This window comes from Sediminitomix flava (genome assembly GCF_003149185.1).
GTDB lineage: Bacteria > Bacteroidota > Bacteroidia > Cytophagales > Flammeovirgaceae > Sediminitomix > Sediminitomix flava.
Window position 1 is genome coordinate 132080 of the sequence record NZ_QGDO01000011.1, and the last position, 23414, is coordinate 155493.

General features: G+C 37.0%; 17 protein-coding genes. 7 read left to right on the top strand and 10 right to left on the bottom strand.

What is annotated here, in order from left to right; genetic code table 11:
* Positions 1-46: 46 nt before the first annotated feature.
* The 3 genes from BC781_RS24610 to BC781_RS24620 all read right to left on the bottom strand — a co-directional run bounded on the left by BC781_RS24610 (position 47) and on the right by BC781_RS24620 (position 2951).
* The gene (locus tag BC781_RS24610; RefSeq protein WP_109623067.1) at positions 47-967 is read right to left on the bottom strand and encodes a DNA/RNA non-specific endonuclease; all 921 of its coding nucleotides are present in this window, start codon (positions 965-967) and stop codon (positions 47-49) included.
* A gap of 112 nt (positions 968-1079) precedes the next feature.
* Complete coding sequence (locus BC781_RS24615) at positions 1080-1598, bottom strand: SRPBCC family protein (RefSeq protein ID WP_109623069.1); 519 nt, start codon at positions 1596-1598, stop codon at positions 1080-1082.
* 159 nt (positions 1599-1757) lie between these two features.
* Positions 1758-2951, bottom strand: coding sequence for a class I SAM-dependent methyltransferase (locus BC781_RS24620; protein WP_109623071.1), 1194 nt, complete (start codon positions 2949-2951; stop codon positions 1758-1760).
* Between the two features lie 343 nt (positions 2952-3294).
* Between BC781_RS24620 and BC781_RS24625 the strand changes: the two genes are divergently transcribed.
* The 3 genes from BC781_RS24625 to BC781_RS24635 all read left to right on the top strand — a co-directional run bounded on the left by BC781_RS24625 (position 3295) and on the right by BC781_RS24635 (position 5873).
* Complete coding sequence (locus tag BC781_RS24625; RefSeq protein ID WP_109623073.1) at positions 3295-4167, top strand: P-loop NTPase family protein; 873 nt, start codon at positions 3295-3297, stop codon at positions 4165-4167.
* An 85-nt stretch (positions 4168-4252) separates the two neighbouring features.
* The gene (locus BC781_RS24630; protein ID WP_109623075.1) at positions 4253-5200 is read left to right on the top strand and encodes a hypothetical protein; all 948 of its coding nucleotides are present in this window, start codon (positions 4253-4255) and stop codon (positions 5198-5200) included.
* A complete protein-coding gene (locus BC781_RS24635) occupies positions 5187-5873 on the top strand; it encodes an ATP-binding cassette domain-containing protein (protein ID WP_109623078.1) in 687 nt (228 codons plus the stop codon). Before BC781_RS24630 ends, BC781_RS24635 begins: the two co-directional genes overlap by 14 nt.
* On the opposite strand, the gene BC781_RS24640 is transcribed toward BC781_RS24635, so the two are convergent.
* The gene (locus BC781_RS24640) at positions 5870-6658 is read right to left on the bottom strand and encodes a DUF3050 domain-containing protein (RefSeq protein ID WP_109623080.1); all 789 of its coding nucleotides are present in this window, start codon (positions 6656-6658) and stop codon (positions 5870-5872) included. The genes BC781_RS24635 and BC781_RS24640 overlap by 4 nt on opposite strands.
* A gap of 116 nt (positions 6659-6774) precedes the next feature.
* On the opposite strand from BC781_RS24640, the gene BC781_RS24645 reads away from it, so the two are divergent.
* Complete coding sequence (locus BC781_RS24645) at positions 6775-7536, top strand: hypothetical protein (protein WP_158281578.1); 762 nt, start codon at positions 6775-6777, stop codon at positions 7534-7536.
* Positions 7537-7816: 280 nt separating this feature from the next.
* Here BC781_RS24645 and BC781_RS24650 read toward each other — a convergent pair whose 3' ends face one another.
* The 6 genes from BC781_RS24650 to BC781_RS24675 form a co-directional block, all read right to left on the bottom strand.
* Positions 7817-11293, bottom strand: a complete 3477-nt coding sequence (locus BC781_RS24650; protein ID WP_109623084.1) for an efflux RND transporter permease subunit — start codon at positions 11291-11293, stop codon at positions 7817-7819.
* A gap of 473 nt (positions 11294-11766) precedes the next feature.
* Positions 11767-12912 (bottom strand): efflux RND transporter periplasmic adaptor subunit, encoded by a 1146-nt coding sequence (locus tag BC781_RS24655; RefSeq protein ID WP_109623086.1) that lies wholly within the window; start codon positions 12910-12912, stop codon positions 11767-11769.
* 39 nt (positions 12913-12951) lie between these two features.
* Positions 12952-14325, bottom strand: coding sequence for a TolC family protein (locus BC781_RS24660; protein WP_109623088.1), 1374 nt, complete (start codon positions 14323-14325; stop codon positions 12952-12954).
* Positions 14326-14333: 8 nt separating this feature from the next.
* Positions 14334-14945, bottom strand: coding sequence for a TetR/AcrR family transcriptional regulator (locus BC781_RS24665; protein ID WP_158281579.1), 612 nt, complete (start codon positions 14943-14945; stop codon positions 14334-14336).
* Between the two features lie 198 nt (positions 14946-15143).
* Positions 15144-16115 carry an outer membrane beta-barrel protein gene (locus BC781_RS24670; protein WP_109623092.1) on the bottom strand — a complete coding sequence of 324 codons (972 nt, stop codon included), beginning with the start codon at positions 16113-16115 and terminating at the stop codon, positions 15144-15146.
* A 284-nt stretch (positions 16116-16399) separates the two neighbouring features.
* Entirely contained in the window at positions 16400-17287 is an 888-nt protein-coding gene (locus BC781_RS24675; RefSeq protein WP_109623095.1) for a peptidylprolyl isomerase, read from the bottom strand.
* 215 nt (positions 17288-17502) lie between these two features.
* On the opposite strand from BC781_RS24675, the gene lpdA reads away from it, so the two are divergent.
* From lpdA to BC781_RS24690, 3 genes are all read left to right on the top strand, one after another.
* A complete protein-coding gene (gene lpdA / locus BC781_RS24680; protein ID WP_109623097.1) occupies positions 17503-18903 on the top strand; it encodes a dihydrolipoyl dehydrogenase in 1401 nt (466 codons plus the stop codon).
* A gap of 373 nt (positions 18904-19276) precedes the next feature.
* The gene (gene secA, locus BC781_RS24685) at positions 19277-22681 is read left to right on the top strand and encodes a preprotein translocase subunit SecA (RefSeq protein ID WP_109623099.1); all 3405 of its coding nucleotides are present in this window, start codon (positions 19277-19279) and stop codon (positions 22679-22681) included.
* 92 nt (positions 22682-22773) lie between these two features.
* A complete protein-coding gene (locus BC781_RS24690; RefSeq protein ID WP_109623101.1) occupies positions 22774-23391 on the top strand; it encodes an SPOR domain-containing protein in 618 nt (205 codons plus the stop codon).
* Positions 23392-23414: the final 23 nt, after the last annotated feature.

Sequence of the window (23414 nt, forward strand, 5' to 3'; positions counted from 1 at the left end):
GACTTTTCATTTCTACTAGATTACAGCCTCATTTATGAGTAGCTTTTTACTTAGAATTTTTAGAAGACTTCTTCTTTGACTTTGTCTCTGATGAATTTACAAACCAATCTTGAACATCTAAAAGAGCTTCCAATTCTTCCTCTATTGCATCATCAAGTTTTGGCATAAAATCAATGCCTGTCATATCTTCTACTTTCTGAATTGGAACGGCATAAGATGAAAGAGGCTTATCACATTTTCCATTTGGCATCAAAAAGGCAATCGCATCATTTGACTCCAAATCAACACCGATTTTGTAATACCATTTTGGAACAGAAACCTTACTAGCGCCAATAGTTGGTAAACCATCTTCTAGAACAGGACCAGTATAGATCATTATCTCTCCTCTACTTCTTGCCCAATCACGGAAAATTGACTCCAATTCTTTCCAAGCTCTACGATTCAAATCTGGATGCTGAGGACTCATATTCGATAAGAAAAAGCTCTCACTCATTGCCTTTTTGTTGAAAGACATATCTGCTGCAGGAGCTAAATGTCCTCGATCGTAGCCCGAACCTTTATAATCGGCTAATTGTGCAGACTCAGATGTAATGCTTGGGTCTGGTCTGAAATTATCAGAACGCTTACTATTTTTTACCAATTCTTCCTCAACTAATTCATAAGCCACCCATTCAGCCTGTTCGTGTTTTTCGCTATAAGAAAGTGTATAGTAAGAGTGCTTAATGACCTGCCCTTCTGACTTTGGTAATAAGGCATCAACATCGTGTTGAAAATCTTTACCTCCAACTGATGCTTTTTTGACTGGAGTTATTTCTTTTTCTTTTGCTGGAGCCTTTTGTTGTAAAGGCGTTAATTCTGAGTCCGACAATTGATCAATATCAATCGTCTGTGTCTTGTCTTGTTTTTGTACACAAGCAAATAAAGTAAGTAAGGAATAACAGAATACTATAGATATATACTTTCTCATGATGCGAAAAAATTGGTAAAAAATAGTTTCCACCAAAGCTATTGAGTTTCATGAAAAAAAGAAACACTCCGAATTTAGAATTCAGAGTGTTTTTATGAAGTTTTATTTTTTACTAGGCTACTTTTACGCTTCTCTTTTCGAGCTTCTTGAGTTTTCTTGGATGAACAATTCCTTTTTCCGCATAGTATTTCAGCTCTTCAAGAATTTCATCTAAGCCTTTCGAAAGTCCACCTTTCAATATTGGGTACAAGAAATAGCCTACTGTTTTAATTTCAATATTTGCCTCAAAAACAATTTCTGTTTCTTCTTCTGAAACCTTATTGAGTTTCGACTTTAAAAGGTTCTGAACTACAGGTGCTGGTAGATTATAAGGAACTACTTGAATATTCAATCGATAGTTTTCCTTATCAAACAGTTTTATGTCTTCCTCTGCATAAGGAGCATTTTCTTTATCTGAAAAAGTACAAACTCGTCCTATCATAGGTGAGCCTAAAGCAAGTTGTCCCTCTTTCTTTTCGACAGCATGCACTACTTGAGACATCCAATCCCCTGCCTTGTCAAACTCTACTGCCCAAACTTGCCAAACCTTTTCAATCGATGCTTTAATCTTAATGCTCTTTGTGATTTTCATAGTTGTTTATTTTTGAGTGATTATTCCAATTCTGTTAATCACAAAGTAAGGGCATCGAGAAAAGAAAAAAGTGAGGATTTAGTTCATAGTTATGGAGATTTGGTTCACGGAAAAAAATAAAAAAAGGGTAAAACTAAATTGTTCTACCCTTCTACTTTATTAGTCTAAAACAACATCAAGACCTTTATCTAAAATCTCTTGCAGATAATGATATTTCAGTCCGTGTGTTTGTTTTATATTTTCAATTTTTTTGATCACTTCTGGGTCTGGCTCACTTAAATCTTTTTGCTTTACTCCAACTACCAAAACATTCTTTGGTGTATGTTCCGTTGAAATAAATTCAAACACCTTTGTTTTATAACCATAAGCCTCCAAAATCAACGCTCTGATTCCATCGGTCAACAGTTCTGCTTGTCTTTCTTTCAAGATACCGAACTGAGTGATTTCACTCAAATCATCTGTTGGACAAAGTTGCTTTCTAACCTGTTTATGGCAACACGGCGCACAAATAATCACCTTTGAATTCGCTTTGATTCCTCTATAAATAGAATCGTCAGTAGCCGTATCACAAGCATGAAGAGCAATCAGTACATCAATTGCTTCTAAAGTTGCCTCTTGAATTGTTCCTTCTTGAAAACTTAAATGTTCAAAACCTGCTTTTTCAGCAATCGAATTACAGTATTCCACCAAGTTTTGACGAAGCTCTACTCCAATTACATTGGCTTCACGATTCACCACATTCGTCAGATAATCATAAAGAGCGAAAGTCAGATAACCTTTACCAGCCCCCATATCTACGACATTGAAACGACCGTCAAACTTCACTGACTTCAAAATTCCATCTATGATCTCTACATATTTATTGATCTGACGGTACTTATCTTGACGACTATTTTTGACCTTATCATCAGCAGTTACAACCCCCAACTCTTTCAGGTACACATTTCCTTCAGCCTTGATAAAACGATGCTTTTGCTTATCGTGGCTTTGCTTAGGAGCTTCTTTCTTTGTTGCCTGTTTCGTTTTCAACTTAGCAACATTCTTGTTATTGATATTCAAGAAATAATCTGCCGAAGTTGTTTTCAAATCTGCTTGATAAAAGTCTGTCTTCAGATGTTCATGAATAAGCGTTACAGCTTCCTCAAACAAGAAATTCTTTGTGATATCTTTTGTCTCGTGACGGTACACAAATGAAAGGCAAGTTCCTTTCTTTATCTTCACAACCTTGGCTGTAAGGGTACGCAAATCACTTTCTTTATCTCGCTTATTTGCTAGTTTCAATTCTACAAAAGTAGATTGTTGTAAACTATCTTGAAGGAACTGAATAAACTGCTCCAATTTATCTGTGCTCATTATAATTTTCTCTTTATCAAAATGCTTTCGCAAAGGTAGGTATTTTTAAAACAGAATACTTTCTCAAAGTAAAACAGAGAAGTACTACTTTCCCTTTAATCCCTTCAACTTTGTTAAAATATTGGCTTTGAAGCTCAATCATTCATTTTTTTCGATGAATGTATTATTTCATAAGATGAAAAACATCGACATTTTTTTATATTTGAACTATTCAAATAATGGGTGTTTACGTTGTTATGAACCACCCAATGAGTCACATCATTTATGACAGAATAGGACTCGTATTTAAGTGATGTTTTAAACTGTATTGAAAATTTTTTGAACCGTAAACAGTTTTTTGAAGATGAAAAGGATTCGATTAGGTAAAAAAAACTTCCTAAGAAAGCGTCAGAATAAAGAACGCAAAAATGATCCTACACCTTCAACTCAAACTGCTACTCTAAACGACAAACCTCAAACAAAAAAGCTAGATTCGAATAATCAATATCCTATGAAAAAAACCATAAATTTCATTACCCAATCCAAAGGCGGTGTGGGTAAATCTACTTTTACCTATATGATTGCCAACAAAGTCATGAAAGAGAATGCAACAAATGCAGTATTCTTTGACATGGATCCTGAGTCGCAATCAACACTTCAACTTTGTGATTTTACAAACCCTTCAAAGGTTGATTTGCTGAAAAGCAACGAAAGTGATATTGACCGTACAAAGTTTGATGACTTCCTTTATGACTTTGCAGAGCAAACAACTTACAATGAGTGCTTTTGCGATATGGGAGCTGAAACTTCAAAGCATTTCGTTCGCTACTTACAAGGAGATGGCGTACTTGAAGTGATTGAAGATATCAAAAGCATGAATATTCAGGTCAATGTATATTGTGTATTAGGTGGAAATGGCGATTTCTTCCCTTCTATTCAATATTGTGAGGAGCTTTTTGGAGCATCTAAAGAGGTCTTTTCTCCTTGTATCGTGATGAATCGTTACTATCAATACAAAGTTGATGCTATTGATAAAATCAATGAAGTAGCTAATCAATTTGATGCTGAGGTAAGAGAATTCCGTGTTCTTCATGAAGAAGGAACAGAAGCAATGTCACAGATTCTTCAGATTATGGGCGAAGGAAAACCTGCTTACACTGAAGCTAAACGTGGTGCTAAAATTAGATTCAATTCGGTATTAGATGATTTCATCTTCAGATTACCATCATTGAACTAATCGATATATAAACTTAATTGATAAGGATGTTTTTGTAGTGATACAATTACATCCTTTTTTTAGCTAAAAATACCACACTCAAAATATGCTAACTGCCTTACTTTTTATTAGGTACAAACAAATACTCAGAAGCTTACAAGGTCTAGGTTTTCTTAGAAGTCTTGTACTACTCTTTTTAATCTCTGGAGGGCTTGCCTACATTTTTCAGTTTTCTTCCACAACACAAAATGCTTTCATCATTCTAGTTTTACAATGCTTTGGTATTGGGAACTTACATTTTCAAAGAAATGACCGACAATTCCTGAAACTTCATACAGAAAGTATTGCCTTCCTTTTTTTATCAGAATACCTCATTCTCTCCTTACCTTTTATCTGCTGTAGCATCATTCACCAACATTGGATTGCTCTAACCATTACACTCCTTTACCCTGTAGCTTTAAGTCAACTTGATTTTAGGCTTAAAAGAAAAACGACTAACAACGTATTTTCTAAATGGATTCCATCGGAAAGTTTTGAGTGGAAAGCATGGGCAAAATCGAATGCAAATTATAGTATGATCATTTGGGGAATAGCACTCGTATGTTCCTTCTTTATTGGAGCTGTTCCTATCGCTCTCTTTTTCTTTGGCTTTCTCACGATCAACTACTACGAGAAAAATGAACCGCTATCTTTTATACTGGTTTATGAGAAATCAGCAAAGGCATTTTTAGCTCAAAAGATTAGAATTCAGCTTTCTATTTTTTCTATCATTTGTCTTCCACTTGTAGCCGTATTTCACCTTTTTCACCCTGAACATTGGTATATCCCTGTCGTAGAACTTGGACTAATGGTACTTATTCATTGTTACTTGATTTTACTCAAATATGCATTTTACAGACCTCAAGAACGAATCCCTGCCGTAAGTACTTTCGGTGTTATGGGTTTCATTAGTATTCTTTTTCCACTAATGTTACCAATCGTACTTCTCATGTCAATTCGTTTTTACTTTAAAGCTATTCGTAACTTAAATACCTACCTCCATGATTTCAGTTAAAGACCTTTGTTTCGCTTACTCATCGGACAAACTTATTCTTGATCACCTCAATTTAGAGTTAAAAGAAAATCAGATTCATGGAATTGTAGGTTTGAACGGAGCAGGAAAAACTACTTTTCTTCATACTCTATTTGGCTTAAATAAACCTTTGGAAGGAAAGCTACTTTTCAATGGTGAACCACTCACTAAAAAACAGATTGCATACCTTGTTACCGAAAACTATTTCTATGCCAATATTACTGCTCGAGAGTATCTTGAATTGGTAAAAAATACCGATTTCAATATCGAAGAATGGAATGCTCTTTTCGGCTTACCTCTTGATGATTTGATTGAGAATTATTCTACAGGTATGAAAAAGAAAATCGCTTTTCTTGCTATGCTAAAACAAGATAAAGCGATTATGATTCTTGATGAGCCTTTCAATGGTTTAGACTTGGAGAGCAGTAGAATTATCCGCTCACTTCTTCTAAAACTCAAAGAGAAAGGAAAAACTATTCTTCTTACTTCTCATGTGCTAGAAACGCTTACCAATGTTTGTGATAAACTCCATCATTTGGAAAATGGGCAAATCAATTACTCATGTGAAAAAGAAGATTTTGATGTTTTCGAGCAGAAGATTTATCAGACAATTGAAAAGCGTAATCAGCAGAAAATTGAAGAATTATTAGACTAAACCAACTCCAAAATTTCCTCTTGGATACCATCCCAAAGTTTGATTCGGAGTGCTAAAGCTTTTTGACTCGCGATCAATGCCTCTTCCCATTTCACAGGGTCATCACCACAGAATAATTTAATCATTCGCAACGCTAAAGGACCATGTTCGTCACCGTCAAGTTCAATGTGTCTTTCTAAGTAATAGACAAATTTGTCTAGCTTATTTTCTGAGTTCAAGTCTCGAACAATTTGGGTAAACATATCCGGAATTAAGTCTTCTCTACCAAAAGTAAAAACAGCCGCAATTACATGTGCGTTGCCTTCTGCGATCGTTTCAAAAGTAAAGTTGACAAACTCTTTGATTGACGAAGGTAGCTCTAGTGCATCTAAAGCATACGCTACACTTTCCCCACTTCTGATCTTTTCAATGAATGAAGTGATTTCAGATGTATCTGCTCCAGCTTCTTGCATAGCATCCAAATAGATCTCGTAATGACTTGCAGACTGACCGTCAAAACCTAAATCACTTTCTTCATCTCTTACAATATCATTGATGAGTCTACGCATTTCTGGCTCGCCCTGTGGTATCCAAGGAATAGTCGTACAACTCAATTTTTGTTGTAAAGCTTTAAGCAATGACATGAAATCCCAAACCGCATAAATGTGATGCTTCATAAAGACTTGAAGCGCTTCTAGAGTATTGATATTTGGGTAAAGTTCATGTTGTAAAAGTGCTTCACGATAACTTTCTAATTCTTGCTTCAACGATTGGCTATCGAGTAATTTGTTTGTCTCTAGTTCCAAAATGTAAGTGGTTATGTTGATGAGATTATTCTAAGTATTCTCATAGTAAATCGTACAATTACGACTTTTGTTTTCGTGATTCAGTGCTTCTTTCTGAAAAACACAAGCTTTGTAGTTTGAATACTATACTTTATCTTTTGACCATAAATTATGATTCAGACTTTTCAAATCGTCTTATGCCTACTTCATATACCCTACAAGAACCTTCCAAAAAGAAGAAATCTGTTGGTTTAAAAATTCTAAGTTTCGTATTGAAACCTATTCTGCTTTTAGGTTTTCCTTTTTGGCTTATGATCAGAGGTTGTATCTTCTTGTATCAATACTTTGAAATGTACACCTGGCTTGCCTTTATTTTGGGCTTAGCAATTACTCTTTTTGTGCTGCTGATCTATGTAACTTTTATCTATCGAAAATTACTAGGAAAGCAGTTTATCACTCCTCTTGAATTTCGTTGGAATTTTTATTTCACAACTGTTTTATTGATTGGTTACTGTGTTTTTGCAATGCTTTCTTTTTCTGCCAAAAACTCAAAACATCCCGAGATACAAGCGGAATACACTTCACTTCATCCTTTTTTAAGATTAGGAGTTCGAACACTAATGCTTATGGATAAAGATTTATTGATTACAGATGCTAAAAGAATTCCAAAGGATTACAAAAAGATGGGATTAGCAACCAAACAACTATCTCTGCATTATGTACAGGCTTCGGGGTATTCACACGCGATGGATATCAGAGTCAATGATCGAAGTGAAATTCGGAATTTTTTAGTCACTATTTATTTTAGGATGTTTGGCTTCAATGTGATTAGACATGTCGGTACAGCCGATCACCTTCATGTTTCACTTTCTCCAATTGAATACCCGAATAGAAAGTAAATTCTAGTACAGTTTTCAGAATCACACTTTTCTAAGTAGTGAGACAAATCAAAACGGATATTCTATTCGAAGAGTTAACGAAGTGATCTTCGAATTAAGAAATGGGAATTAGAGTCTTTAGACTCTTGCTTTCATAGATAAATCCTTAGACCACTTCGTTTATTCTAGAGTTCGTAATAGCCTATTATTCTCCTTCAAATACTATAGAAATAAACAAAAAAGGTCGCCTCATTGCTGAGACGACCTGTATGTTTGTTCAATTGCAGTCTAATTAAGTGGATTATGCCTTACCTAAATCAATAGATGGGCTAGCCTTTTTCTTACCTCCCAATCCTTTTACCCAGTTGCTTAGGCGAGTGATCAATAAGAACATTACTGGAACAACGATCAATGTAAGGAAAGTAGCGAACACCAATCCGTAGATTACCGTCCATGCCATTGGTCCCCACATGTCTGCGTTTTCTCCTCCCATAAAGATATTAGGTTCAAAGGAAGCAAACAAGCCAAAGAAATCAATATTTAGTCCTGTTGCCAAAGGAATCAATCCAAGTACAGTTGTAATTGCTGTCAACAATACTGGACGAAGACGAGTAAAACCAGCTTGAACGATACAATCGATCAACTGTAATTTTTCAAGCTCTTCTCCTTCTTCCATTCCAAGTTCCTTCTTCTTACGCTTAATCAAAAGGTCAGTATAATCTATCAATACAATAGCATTGTTTACAACTACCCCTGCCAAAGAGATAATACCAATACCTGTCATGATGATTACAAACGGATCTTTGAAGACAAACAAACCTAAGAATACACCAATCAAACTGAAAAGTACAGACATCATAATGATGAATGGCTTCGAGAATGAGTTGAATTGTGATACCAAGATCAAGAAGATCGCACAAACTGCAATCATCATTGCTCTTGACAAGAACTCCATAGATTTTGCTTGCTCCTCTTGTTCTCCCGTAAATTCGTAAGAATAACCCTCAGGTAATTTCTCATTTGACATCAGCTCTTGTACTTCAGATACAACGCTATTTGGGTTGTAACCTTCTGTGATATTTGAGCTTAGTACGACTACTCTGTCCAAGTCAATTCGTTTTACCTCACCAACTGTAGAAGAATACTCCAAGTTAGCTACCGAAGAAATTGGCACTTGGTGGAACTGTCCTTGATTGTCTCTAAAAGTAATACGTTGATCATTCAAAGATGAAATATTGTAACGATACTCATCTTTCATACGAAGCATGATCGGGTGATCGTCATCGCCATCTTTGAACTGAGAAATTTCTTTACCATAAATTGCCGTACGTAAGTTTGAAGCGATCAAACCTGTTGATACGCCAAAACGACGAGCTTTATTACGGTCTATGTTTACCAACATTTCTGGTTTACCAACATTGATATCGATACCCAACTTATCAATTCCTTCAATTCCTGATTGCTCAATTTTAGCCTTCATTTTTTCAGCTTCAGCAATCAAGACTTCGTAATCTTCACCTTTGATTTCGATATTAATTGGCTTACCTGTTGGTGGTCCATTACGCTCTTTATCAGTTACAACTTTAAGACCTGGGATTTCTTTCATCAAGTTTGAACAAACCTTTAATACTTCAGCTGTAGAAATACCAAAACGGTCTTCAAACGGAACGAACGTAAGTGTAATTTTACTCTTGTGCGGTGTTACTTGTCCACCACCCATTGGTTCTTGAGGGTCTCCTGTGTTTTCACCGACATTAGTTACAATAGACTCAATGATTGGTGAGTAAACAGCAAGTTCTTTATATAATTTAGCCTCAACCTCTTTTGTCATACGGTTTGTTTCCTCTACATCAGTACCAAGTGGTGCATCGATATACATGAAAACATTTCGAGGTTCATTTTCAGGGAAAAGTAATGTTTCGGGTTCTGAACTTCCAAACAAACCAACTGCGGCAAACAAGAAGATAAATGTTCCTCCAAAAATTGCATAAGGACGGAAACCTTTCAAGGCAAATTTTAATGAGCCTAAGTACAATTCTTCAATTCTTACAAGCAATACATTTTGGAACCAATATGCTCCTGGACGTAACAAATAGATATTTGCAATTCCCATCAGAGCAAAGAACATCAACAGATTACCCATTGTGTAAGTTTCCCCAATGAAATAGAATACAAAAGCAAACGCCGCTGTAACCGCTGCGATAATCAAGTTTCTTTGTTTGTTAGTAACAATTGGGCTATTGCTAATCTTCATGAATGCTTTTGCCATCACTGGGTTAATGATCAAACCTACAAATAGTGATGAAGCCAATACCACGATCAAAGTGATTGGAAGGTATTTCATAAACTCTCCCATGATACCTCCCCAGAATGCCAATGGTACGAAAGCTGCCAAAGTTGTTGCTGTAGAAGAGATAATTGCCATAGCAACCTCTCCAGCACCTTCTTTAGATGAAGCTTCTTTGTTATAGCCTTCTTCTCTCAGACGGTAGATGTTCTCGATAATTACAATAGCATTATCTACCAACATACCAAGTGCTAGAATCAAGGCGAAAAGTACAACCATGTTTACGGTAATTCCCATCATACTCAAAAGCATGAAAGCCATAAACATAGATAATGGGATAGCCATACCTACCAACAAAGCGTTACGAAGTCCCATGAAGAACATCAAAACCATAACTACCAAGATCACCCCAGAAATAATAGAGTTCTCCAAGTTATCAATTTGCTTCTTCATGTCTTCTGCTTGAGATTGTGTCAATACAATATCCAAGTTAGAAGGAAGCTGTCCACTTGTTTTTGCCTTATCAAGAATAGCGTTTACTTTCTTAGTTGCCTCAATTAGGTTTTCACCACCTCTCTTCAATACATTTAGAGAGATTACAGGATTTGCACCTTCTGTTGCAAACTTAGAAGTCGCTAGTCTTGCATAACTCTTACGCTCTTCGTAAGTATCATTTACTTCTGCCAAATCTTTCAGATAGATAGTATTCATCTTTTCTGATTTGACAATGATATTTTTTAATTCTTCTGCAGTACTAAATTCTCCAGTGACACGCAATGAACGGCGGAAACCATCCGTCAAGACATCACCCCCTGACATCGAGATGTTTTCATTGGCAACCGCCTGTTCGATATCTCCGAAAGACACCTTCATTGCGTCCATTTTGAATAGATCAACATTGATCTGAATTTCTCTTTCTACTGAACCTGCAATGTCTACACGAGAAACTTCTGAAAGCTCTTCAAACTCGTCTTCTAGGTATTCAGCATATTCTTGAAGTTTGTCTATCTCGAAATCACCCGAAAGGTTTACAACCACTACAGGGATTTCGGTAAAGTCCATCTCCATTACGGAAGGATCGGTATCCAAATCGGTAGGAAGTTCCTTCTTCGATTTGTCTACGGCATCTTTGGTATCTTGGAGCGCTTTAGAAACTTCAACATCTTCGTTGAACTCAACAATAATTACTGAAACATCTTGAGCCGATGTAGATTTAATTTCTTTTACTCCTTTAACTGATTTCAGTTCTTTCTCAATCGGGCGAGTAATCAAGTTCTCAATATCTACAGGAGAGTTACCAGGATAAATAGTGTTTACATACACCATCGGTAACTGAATCTCTGGAAATTGTTCTTTCGGCATTGAGCTGTATGAGAACATACCGAAAACAACAATAATCGCTGTCAAGATAAAGACACTCGTACTGTTATTTATAGAGAGGCTACTTAAGCCAAATTCTTTTAATGCTTTTTTGTTCTGGTCTTTTTCCATAACCTTTTTTTCAATAGCAAAATGATAATGTAAAAGAGAATAAGTAAACAGACATTGGAAAAAGGGAATACCCTTTCATTTTAATTTGTCATGCACTGTGGAGACTTTTGCTTTTACTCACTCTACAGTGTTCATTTCTTTGCTTGATCAAAGAAACGAACCAAAGAAAATCAAGCCTCATAAAAAACGGACAACGCACATCCGCTGCTTCTCCGCTTTTGAGGCAATCCTCCCACTACTCAAAAGAGTAACTTGTCCCATCGTGTGGAGCTCGGGGGGCTTGTGGGTAGTAGATCGAATGGGACTTGACTTTTTTTGCTTCGTTTTTTGTGTCAAGACAAAAAATGAAGACTATAATTCCTCAAAAGAAATACTTTACCCTCTGCGATTATTTGGTTCTAATGAAAAGCGACATTCATTAAAACATATATGCTATATTACTTTTATCGAAAATAAATTGTAAGGAGCTAAGCTTATTTTACAAGTACGACTTTCTCTCCGTTGGTTACGTCACTGTAGCCTTTATCTACGATTGTCATTCCTGCAGCCAATCCTTCCTCAATCATCGTTTTACCAGCATATGACTTACCTGTAGTTACTACTACTTTCTTCACAAAACTCTCACCGCCTTTATTCTCCAAGACATAAACGAATTCTGTACCATCAGCTGAGTGCTGTACCAAGTATGAAGGAAGTACTACTACGTCTTCTTTTTGGTAGTCACGAATACGAACTACTGCCATTGTATTTGGCTTAAGTTCTGCTTCTCGATTATCTAATTCTACTTGAATACGGAATGTTCTGTTTTGTGGGTTGATGAATTTCCCTACAGAAAGAATTGGTCTTTTATATTCGTCATTCATCAATGGAATACGAACTGTAACCTCATCACCTTTCTTAACTTGCTTGCTATAAACTTCAGATACTTCGGCTACAACCTCTACTTTATTCAAGTTTACGATACGAGCGAATGGCTGACCTGGAGCTGCAAGTTCTCCTTCATTAGCGAAGATATCATCTACAGTACCGCTGATTGGCGCCAATACATATCCTTTTCCTTTTTGCTCTTCCAAACTTGCCAAGCCTGCTTCCAAAGTTTCTTTTTGGTTTTTCACTTGTAAGTATTGTACTTCAGAACCTACACCTTGTTTCCAAAGTCTATCTTGCTTTTCATAAAGCGTAGTTGCAAGGTCAAGATTTGTTTTAATCTCCTCGATCTGCTTATTCAATACCTCTGTATCTAGCTGACCAAGACGTTGTCCTCTTTTTACATACTGTCCTTCTTTTACCAAAATTCGTGTCAAACGACCATTCATTTCTGGTGAAACAGTTACGTTTTTATCTGAAGTAATATTTGCAGGAACTTCCACGAAATGCTCAAATTGAGACAATTCTGTTTGGAAACCTGTTACGCGTTTCAAGTTTGAAACTGTAACAATATTTCCTCCTGCAGCAATTTCTTTTTCTAATAGTTCAATTTTTGAGCTAAGTACTGCGTGCTCACTTTTATATTGTTCAAGCAATGCTTGTTTCTCTTCCAATGACTTTGAATCGTCGGCACAGGCTGCTAATAAGAACGCCATTGCCGCTACGGCGATTTTCTCTCTGTAAGATGCCATGTTGGTATATAGTATGATTTGTTGTGTGCTAAATTTTGATTATTCAGTATATAAGATTCCGTTCGCTTTCTCCCATGCTACTTTAGAAATAAGCGCATCGTAAAGAGAACTATAATATTGAGTAGATGCCTGTCTGTAAGAAGTTTCGGCATCTGTAATCTCCAATGAAGAACCTAAACCTTCTTCAAATTTGATTTTTGAATGCTCATAAACTCTAGCAGCCAACTCCATATTTTGTTTTTGGATTTTCAATACTTCAATAGAAGACTCCAAGTCATCTCTTGTTTGGATTTGCTCAAGTGTCAATTGGTTTAGCAAATCTTTCTTTTGTTGCTCAACTTTCAAGACTTCAAGCTTGCGTTGTTGGATTCTTCTATGACGTTGCAAACCATCGAAGATTGGGAAACGAAGAGAAACACCCAACATAGAACTACCAAACCAATTATTCATATCTGATAGTTGAGATCCACCATCATTCCAACCGTATTGCCCGAAAGCATACAAACCAGGTAGGTAACCTACTTGCTCTTGTTTTACTTGGAAGCCTTTTAAATCTTCATTTGTATTGATGATACTAAACTCAATACGCTCTTCCACTGGTCGACTTAAAGATTCATCAATTACCAATGCACTTGCATCTATATCATCTAGTGTTTCAGATAATACTACTTGATCAGTTACATCTTTACCCATTACAGCTAAAAGTAACTTCAAGCTATAATCTCTTAAATATTTCGACTTTGTCTTTTCAGTTTTGATATTGTTCAAACTTACTTGAAGACGGTCTACATCATTTTTCTCTACAAACCCCTCTTTGTATTGAAGCTCTGTTTGCTCATACAATGAGTTTAAGTTTTTGATGTTTTGATCTAAAAGCTTCAAACGTTCATCAGTTACCAAAACTGCGTAATAACCGTTGATCACATTCTCAACCAAGTCAATTTTATTAGCGACTAATTGTTTTTCTGATAGACTTTGGAAAACACGAGATGCTTTCAAGCCTAAAAAGAATGTCCCATCAAATAAAAGTTGATTCACACTAACAGCGGCATTTCCATTGTATGCTACTCCGAAAGGAATAGCGACATCAGGATCACCTTCAGCACCACCAGCAAATTGAGCAGGTAAAATGGCTCTCTGAATTTTAGGTGAATAACTAATTTGACCTTCCGCATTAATTTGAGGAAGTCCCGTACCGATTACTTCTTTTACTTGTTCTTCGGCAATTTTCACGTCCATTCCTGCTTGTATCAACTGTCTGTTGTTTTCCAACGCAAAGTCAATACACTCTTGTAAAGAAAATGCCGTTTTATCTTCGGGCATTGCATTTTGTTGGGCTTGAGCTATTGAAATAGAGCAGCTCAGAAATGCCCAGATTGTAAGTGTAGTTTTCAGAAAAGCGGTGCGTTTCATCCTTATATTTAGTTATTAATTTTCTCGGTATACTGTTCTATAATTTCCAATCCTTTTGCCGTAGCAATTCCTCGGAGAAAGACCTCAAACAACTGGTCTTGAATATAATGTAAAGGCTTATCTTCTAAAGGGAATGTATCTTTATTGAAACCCAATTCAACTAGATGTATTCTGAGCTTTGAGATTAAATTGATATCAACATCTTTTCTAAAAACGCCCTCTTCTTGTCCTTTCTGAATGTTTTCGGTGATACTTCCGATGAAACAATTCTTTTTATAAGAGAGGTAAAGCTCCCAAGTCTCTGGATAATACTTTCGGAAATCATCAAGTATAGCTTGATTGACATTCCCAAATTCCTTTCGAAAATATGTTGTTGTGCGAAGGGCCAAATCCATAGCTCCTTCTGCCTCTTCTTCAATTTGTTGAAGTTCTCGTTCTTGGCGCTCCAATACTACTTTTGTAGCTTCATAGACCAAGGCATTCTTATCTTTATAATATTGATAGATTGTCTTCTTAGACATTCCCAACTCGGTAGCAATATCATCCATTGTGACTCTCTTTGCTCCGAAGTCTCTAAACAGCTCCCCGGCTATCGTCAATATTCTTTCCTTTACTTCCAATTTAAACACTCCTTAATTTCAAGAGTAAAACTAAGGAAACTTTAAAGATGTTTTCAGTTTCCTGTATAATTTTATGCAACATTTAATAATTTCTTAAACAAAGGTAAATGAGCGCTGAAATTTTGAAATAAAAAAAGTCCTCAAGTGTAATACTTGAGGACTGAAACCTAAAAATAGGTTGTTAAATCTATGTGTTGCTTAGAATTTGTATCCTACGCCAATTTGAACAGCTCTGTTCTTTACATATTCTCCGTCAGCTGGGTTAGCTTTTACATTGCTTAAACCCAAGTTGAATCTAGCATCGAAGAAAAGACCACTTGGCATTTCGTACTCAGCACCAAATACTAAGCTTACGTCTGTTTTGATGAATGAATCAGTTACATCAAAATCGCCTTCTTCTAATAAGTCATCACCTTTTTCTTGTAACAATGCTTGTGCGCCACTCAATTGAGCTACACCTGCAGTAGCTTCTGCATAACCTGCATCAGCTTGAGCTTTAACTTGATTAGGTGTTGCACCTCCTAAAGAAGCTTGAGGATCATCACCCATACCTGCATCAATAAGTTGTTGCATTTGTGTTGAAAGTGCCATTGCGTCATCTGCTTGTCCTTGAACAGCTGTAGCCATCGCTCCTAACATAGCAATGTTTCCTTCCAAACCTGCAATAGCCTCTGCTGATACATTGTTAGAAGAGTTTTTATTAGCATTCAATAAAATACCAACTTGTGCACCCGCCATTACTTTCAAACCTGAAGCAACTTCGTATTTTGCTACTAATGGAATATTTAAGTAGTTATAAGTATAATAACGGCTTACAGTTCCCTGACCATCAATTGGTAAAGCAATACCTGTCAACGCTGGAAGAGCATCTAAATCTGACCTTACAGCCATTAGATCATCAGTCTCCTCGATTGGTTGGCCGTCAACTTGAATTCCTTGTTGAGAGTACAATAGGTCTAATTGTACTGCAAATTTCTCTGATACGTTATAGTTAACAAATCCACCGAACATTGGACCGTAAATTTGTTTAGCGTAAGGGTTTGGAGCTTCTGTAGTTACAAATGCAATGTTAGCACCAGCTTTCAAACCAAACTCTACTTTTTTCTCTTGTGCAAATGAAGTCGAGGCAAATGCGAATAATGCAATTGCAGATACAAATAGTTTTTTCATTGAATTTAAAAATTTTTAATAAACAACTGACATAAAAAATCCCCCTCTGAATGTTGCTGTTTATCGTAAATTAGTGATTGAAAAAGTCCCTGAAAGCCGCTGATTGTAAGCTTAATGGGCTTCTCATAAAAATCTTTGTTGGTTTTGATAAGACTGACATCACCCATACAAAGAAAGCCTAATAAATTGGCCGTGTATAGCGCAATATATGAAAATATTTATTGTTACTTCAACACCTAAACTAAAAAAATTCACATTCGTTAAATGAATGAATATTCATTTATTTATTCCACGTAACCAAATTCTAAACGCAGCTTATCTTTTGGTATTTCAGATACTGTGATTTCCATTGAGATGTCTTCGATCGGACGATCATATTTATCCTTTCTGAGCTTACTCATTTTTTCCACGACTTCCATGCCTTTTACAATTTCACCAAACACCGTATAATCACCATCAAGCAATGGCATACCGCCTTCTGTAAGGTAAAATTGTTTAGCTTGTTCAGAAATTGTTCGGTCAAGCTCAATATTCAATTCTTTCTCTATTTGTTCCTTGTTTTGCACAGCCCAGTTCATCACCTTTTTCTGATCATTATCCATGTCTGCCCAATAGACTTCTGTCCTTAGATCAATTAATTCGTCTTTCTTGAGCCATTCCCTAAAAGCGGGTATAAGTTTTTTATAATCAATCAATTCTTTTTTCAAACTTTGTTCAGAGAATTTCTTCCCTACCACAAAGTAAAACTGACTTCCATTTGATTCTTTTTCTGGATTTACCGAATCGGGTAAACGAGCAGCAGCCAAAGCTCCTTTTTTATGAAAATGTGTTGGGTTCATCTCGGCAGGAATTGTGTAACCAATATCTCCTTTTCCCAATTTCTGTCCTCTATGTGCATCTTTTGATGTAGGATCTCCACCTTGAACAATACTATTACGTATTACTCTATGAAATAAGGTCTTATCATAGAATTCCTCCTGTGCTAATTTCAAAAAGTTTTCCCTATGTTTTGGTGTATCCTTGTATAAAACAGCATAAATATCTCCTAGTTCTGTATGAATCTTGACTAAGAAATCATTATTCGGATCACTTACCGCTGTTTTGATCTCTTTTTTCTGACACGCACTCAATACTAAAAGCCCCAATAGAGCGATTTTCCAACTAAAATTCATCCCATTAATTAGTTAACATTTCTTATAAATCACAACTTTTATTGAAATATGCTGTTAGCAAATTGGGTTAAAGTGCTATAAATTGTTGAGCCTGTTTTTCCCAAAGCAATGACACAGCTCTCCTATTCCATTTTTTTTTTGTGTTTAGAAGAGTATTTTTGTGTCAATTTAGGAAACGAAAAATAATATTTGAAAACTTTAAACTTTTTATAAACATGTCAGCTAAATACGATCTGATTGTCATTGGTAGTGGTCCTGGTGGTTACGTTGCAGCTATTCGTGCTTCACAACTAGGTATGAAAGTGGCTATCGTTGAGAAAGAAAACCTTGGTGGTATCTGTTTGAACTGGGGTTGTATTCCAACAAAAGCACTACTTAAATCGGCTCAAGTATACAACTATGTACAACATGCCAAAGACTATGGTGTGGAAGTAAGCGGATCGAACGTTGACTTTGACAGCATGATCAACCGTAGCCGTGGTGTAGCAAACGGTATGAGTAAAGGGGTTGAGTTTCTTATGAAGAAAAATAAGATTGAGAAACTTATGGGCTTCGGTAAACTTGTTGACAAAAACAAAGTTGAAGTAAAAGCGGAAGATGGCACTGCTACAGTTTATGAAGCAGAAAATGTAATCTTGGCTACTGGTGGTAGAGCGAAACAATTGCCACATATTCCTATCGACGGAGAAAAAATCATCGGTTACCGTCAAGCAATGACACTTCCAAAACAACCTAAGAAAATGGTTGTAATGGGTTCTGGTGCTATCGGTGTTGAGTTTGCTTATTTCTACAACTCAATCGGAACTGAGGTAACTGTTGTTGAATTCTTGCCAACACTTGTTCCAAACGAAGATAAAGACGTTGCTAAAGAACTTGAGAAATCATTCAAGAAGCAAGGCATCAAGTCAATGACAAACGCTGCTGTAACTGGCGTTGATACTTCTGGCGAAGGTTGTGTTGTTACAATTAAAAACAACAAAAACGAGAAAGAAACTGTAATCGAGTGTGACGTAGTTCTTTCTGCAGTTGGTGTTGAGACAAACCTTGAAGGAATTGGTCTTGAAGAAGTTGGTGTAGCACACGACAGAGGTAAAGTATTGGTAAATGATTATTACCAAACTAACATCCCTAGCGTTTATGCTATCGGAGATATCGTTCATGGTCCAGCTCTTGCACACGTTGCTTCTCACGAAGGAATTATCTGTGTAGAGAAAATGTCAGGTATGACTCCTGAGCCAATGAACTACAACAACATCCCTGGCTGTACTTACACTTACCCAGAGATTGCTTCTGTAGGTTTCACTGAAGAAAAAGCAAAAGAAGCTGGTTACGATATCAAAGTGGGTAAATTCCCATTCTCAGCATCAGGTAAGGCATCTGCTTCTGGCGCGAAAGAAGGTTTCGTAAAAGTAATCTTCGATGCAAAATACGGAGAGTGGTTAGGATGTCACATGATCGGTATGAACGTAACTGAAATGATTGCTGAAGCAGTTGCAGCTCGTAAACTAGAAGCTACTGCTCACGAAATCATCACGGCTGTTCACCCTCACCCAACTTTGTCTGAGGCAGTTATGGAAGCTGTTGCTCAAGCATATGATGAGTGTATTCACCTATAATTCATAGGTTTTAACATAAATTTATTTTTGACCGTCACTTCTGAAAAGAGGTGGCGGTTTCTTTTTAAGTTTCTTTACGATTTTTTGAAAAGCATTTTTTAGAAATTATCCCTACTTTCTCACAACCAAATAGTTAAAAGACCGTATTGAAACATTGCAAGTTGCAATAGTATTAAAACAATTTAGACTCCTCACATTCGCTTTCAAGAACAAATCATATGAATATTAAGACCAAGTCTATTTATTTTTTTGTTCCACCTATAGAAAGCAGAAGTTTAAGGCTAAGTTGTCAAAGGTTTTTGTAAATTTGTATGTATGGGTTTGAGCTAAATCAACCCCTACTTTTTTGTATTGAATTCTTCATCCAAGTAATATGCTGGACTTTGTAACTAAAGCGTTCTCGAAGATTTTCGGAACCAAGTCAGAAAAAGATCTAAAGGAGATTCTTCCATATATCAAGCAGATTCATGCTGAGGGAGATAAGTTGTTGCAGATTTCTGATGACGAACTACGTGCTAAAACCATCGAGTTCAAAGAAGTCATCAAAGATCACCTTAAAGAAATTGATGGGGAAATCGCTCAGTTGAAATTACAGATTGACGAGAACCCTCAAATGGAAATTGAGGAGAAAGAAGAAATCTTCGGTAAAATTGATAAGCTTGAAGAGACACATGATAGCGAACTAGAAGTTGTTTTGCTAAACATCATGCCTCAAGCCTTCGCTGTTGTGAAAGAAACAGCTCGAAGATTGACTGAAAATAAGCAACTCGTTGTCACTGCCAACGACCACGATAAAGAAATGGCAGCCGCCAAATCAAATGTAACTATAGATGGCGACAAAGCGATCTGGAGTAACAAATGGATTGCTGCTGGAAACGAAATCGAGTGGAATATGATCCATTACGATGTACAGCTTATCGGTGGTATCGTATTGCACAAAGGTATGATTGCAGAGATGCAAACTGGTGAAGGTAAAACGCTTGTTTCTACCCTTCCTTCTTACCTAAATGCTTTGGCAGGAAAAGGTGTTCACCTAGTAACAGTCAACGATTATCTTGCTGTTCGTGACTCTGAGTGGAATGCTCCACTTTTCGAATTCCACGGAATGCGAGTTGATTGTATCGACAAACACCAACCACACTCTCAAGGTCGTATCTCGGCATACAAAGCAGATATTACTTACGGTACAAACAACGAATTTGGTTTCGATTACCTACGTGACAACATGGCACGTAGCCCAGAAGAGCAAGTTCAGTTGAAGCACCATTTCGCAATGGTCGATGAGGTCGATTCAGTTTTGATTGATGATGCTCGTACACCACTTATCATTTCGGGTCCTGTACCTGACGGTGATAAGCACGAATTCAATGAGTTAAAACCTTTGATCGATCGTTTGGTTAGCCAACAACGCCAATTGGCAATGAGCTTATTGAACGATGCGAAGAAACAAATCAAAGCAGGAGATAAAGACAATGGTGGTTTAGCCCTATTCAGAGCTTACCGTGCATTGCCAAAATATAAGCCGCTTATCAAATTCTTGGGTGAACCAGGAATGTTGCAATTGATGCAGAGCACCGAGAACATCTACATGGCAGAAAATAACAAACGTATGCCAGAAGCAGATGAGCCATTGTTCTTCACAATTGATGAAAAGCGTAACTCGGTTGATCTTACCGATAAAGGTATCGATCACCTAACGCAAAATCTTTCTAGCTCAGACAAAGAATTCTTTATCCTTCCAGATATCGGAATTGAAGTAGATGAGATTGAGAAAGATGAAAACCTTTCTGATGAGGATAAATTGCAGAAAAAAGATGAGTTGATCAGCAACTATTCTTTGAAAACGCAACGTATCCACTCAGTAAACCAATTGCTGAAAGCTTACACCTTGTTCGAAAAAGACGTTGACTACATCCTTGCGGATAATAAAGTCATGATCGTTGATGAGCAAACAGGTCGTGTAATGGACGGAAGACGTTATTCTGATGGTCTTCACCAAGCATTGGAAGCAAAAGAAGGTGCGAAAATTGAAGCGGCTACTCAAACTTACGCTACAATTACGCTTCAGAACTTCTTCCGTATGTACCACAAACTTTCGGGTATGACTGGTACAGCCGAAACAGAAGCAGGAGAATTCTGGGAAATCTACAAACTAGATGTAGTTTCTATCCCTACAAACCGTCCGATCCAACGTCATGACAGAGAAGATAAGGTTTATAAAACTGTACGTGAGAAATTCAACGCTGTAGCTCAAGAAATTCAAGAGCTTGTCGCTGAGAATCGTCCGGTACTTGTGGGTACAACTTCAGTTGAAAACTCAGAGGTATTGAGCCGTATGCTTCAAATGCGTAAGATTCCTCACCAAGTCTTGAATGCCAAACAACACGCTCGTGAAGCAGATGTAGTTGCACAAGCTGGTCTTCCTGGTCAAGTAACGATCGCTACCAACATGGCTGGTCGTGGTACTGATATTAAACTTAGTAAAGAAGTTAAAGACTCTGGTGGTCTTGCAATTATCGGTACTGAACGTCACGATTCTCGTCGTGTTGACCGTCAGCTAAGAGGTCGTGCAGGTCGTCAAGGAGATCCGGGTAGTTCACAATTCTTCGTTTCTTTGGAAGATAACTTGATGCGTATGTTCGGTTCTGACCGTATCGCAAAAGTAATGGACCGTATGGGACTTGAAGAAGGTGAAGTAATTCAGCACTCAATGATCTCTAAGTCGATTGAAAGAGCACAGAAAAAAGTAGAAGAAAATAACTTCGCAATGCGTAAGCGTCTTCTTGAATATGATGACGTAATGAACTCGCAACGTGAAGTAATCTATAAGCGAAGAAATCACGCACTTTACGGTGATCGTCTGACACTTGATATCATGAACAACTTCTACGATGTTGCCTTCAACATCTCAGAAGTAAACCAAGATAACTTCGATGCATTCAAACTAGATGTATTGAAATACTTGGGACTTCACACAAGTATCAAGGAAGAAGAATTCACGAAGTTGAAAGTAGAGCAACTAAGCGAAAAGCTTTATACTGAGGCTTACGGAAACTATAAGGCGAAAAACCAAAACATTAAGAATCGTGTCCTTCCTGTCTTCAACCAATTGAAAGAAGATAAAGGTGGTATCGTTGCTAATGTAGCTGTTCCTATTACTGACGGAAGACGCTTCATGCAAGTGAATGCTTCTCTTGATAAAGTAATTGATTCTGAAGGTGGAGAATTGGTACAAGTACTAGAGCAAAACATCATGCTTTCAGTAATTGACCAAGAGTGGAAAGAGCACTTAAGAGATATGGACGAGTTGAAACAACAAGTTCAGAATGCAGTCCACGAACAAAAAGATCCATTATTGATCTACAAGTTCGAAGGATTCCAACTCTTCAAAGGTTTCTTGAACACTGTAAATGAGGAAGCAACTTCATTCTTGTCAAAAGCACAAGTAGCTGTTGCAGACCCATCGCAGGTTCAACAACCACAAAGACCAGCACCTCGTCAGCCTGAGCCAAAATTGCAAGAGCAAAAAGCGGAATCTCAAGCAGTGAGTGGAGCTACAGCGCCTCGTCCACAGGCTCCTCAAAGTCCAGATCCTCGTCAGATGGCAACAAACACTCCTAAAGCAGAAGTGACTAAGCCAATCAAGTCTGAGAAAACATATCACAGAAATGACCGAGTAAATGTTCGTTACAAAGACGGAACGGTTAAAGAAAATGTGAAATTCAAGACTGTAGAACAGGACTTGGAACTGAATAATTGTGTTATCATTGAAGGATAAGCATTATCCTCATTATAATATTTGCCTCTGTCCTTTGTTGACAGAGGCTTTTTTTACAAAGTGATCTTTCATGATCTAAAAATGGTATATCCATGAAAAAGACTTTTATCCTAACTGCTGCTATCCTGATGGCATTTGTAAGTTGTAAAACTTCCAAAACAGCTTCAACAAGTTTCGATGCCGATCTTTCAGCTTATCGTTCTGAAATTGTAGCAGCTTCAGCCACAAAAGAAGAAGAGAAGCCTGAAGAAGAAGCTACGGAACCTGTAAACAGTTCTGATATTCCTGAAGGAGAAATGCACGAACAGATAGAGTCTATGATTGGTCAGATGGCTCAAAGAAATTACAGCAAAGTAGAAGGCTACCGTATTTTGATTTACTCTACAACAAGTCGTTCTATGGCAAATAAAGCCTACAACAAAGCGAAAGCCATTTATCATGAACCTGTTTATTTCAACTACGAACAACCGAACTACAAGATTTCTTTAGGTGATTATTACTCAAAAAGACTCGCTCATGAGAAATTGAGTATGCTAAAAGCTGATTATCCAAAAGCGATCATTGTAAGAGATTACATTAAAGTAAGTGAGTATTCGGTACTAAACCTTACTCCAGATACACTTCGCATTACTCCAGAAGAATATGAAAAATTACTTCTAGAAGATATCGAAGAAGAGAATTTACCAGAAGTGACTCCAGAATCGGAGTAATCTGCATGATTTCTGATAAAGAA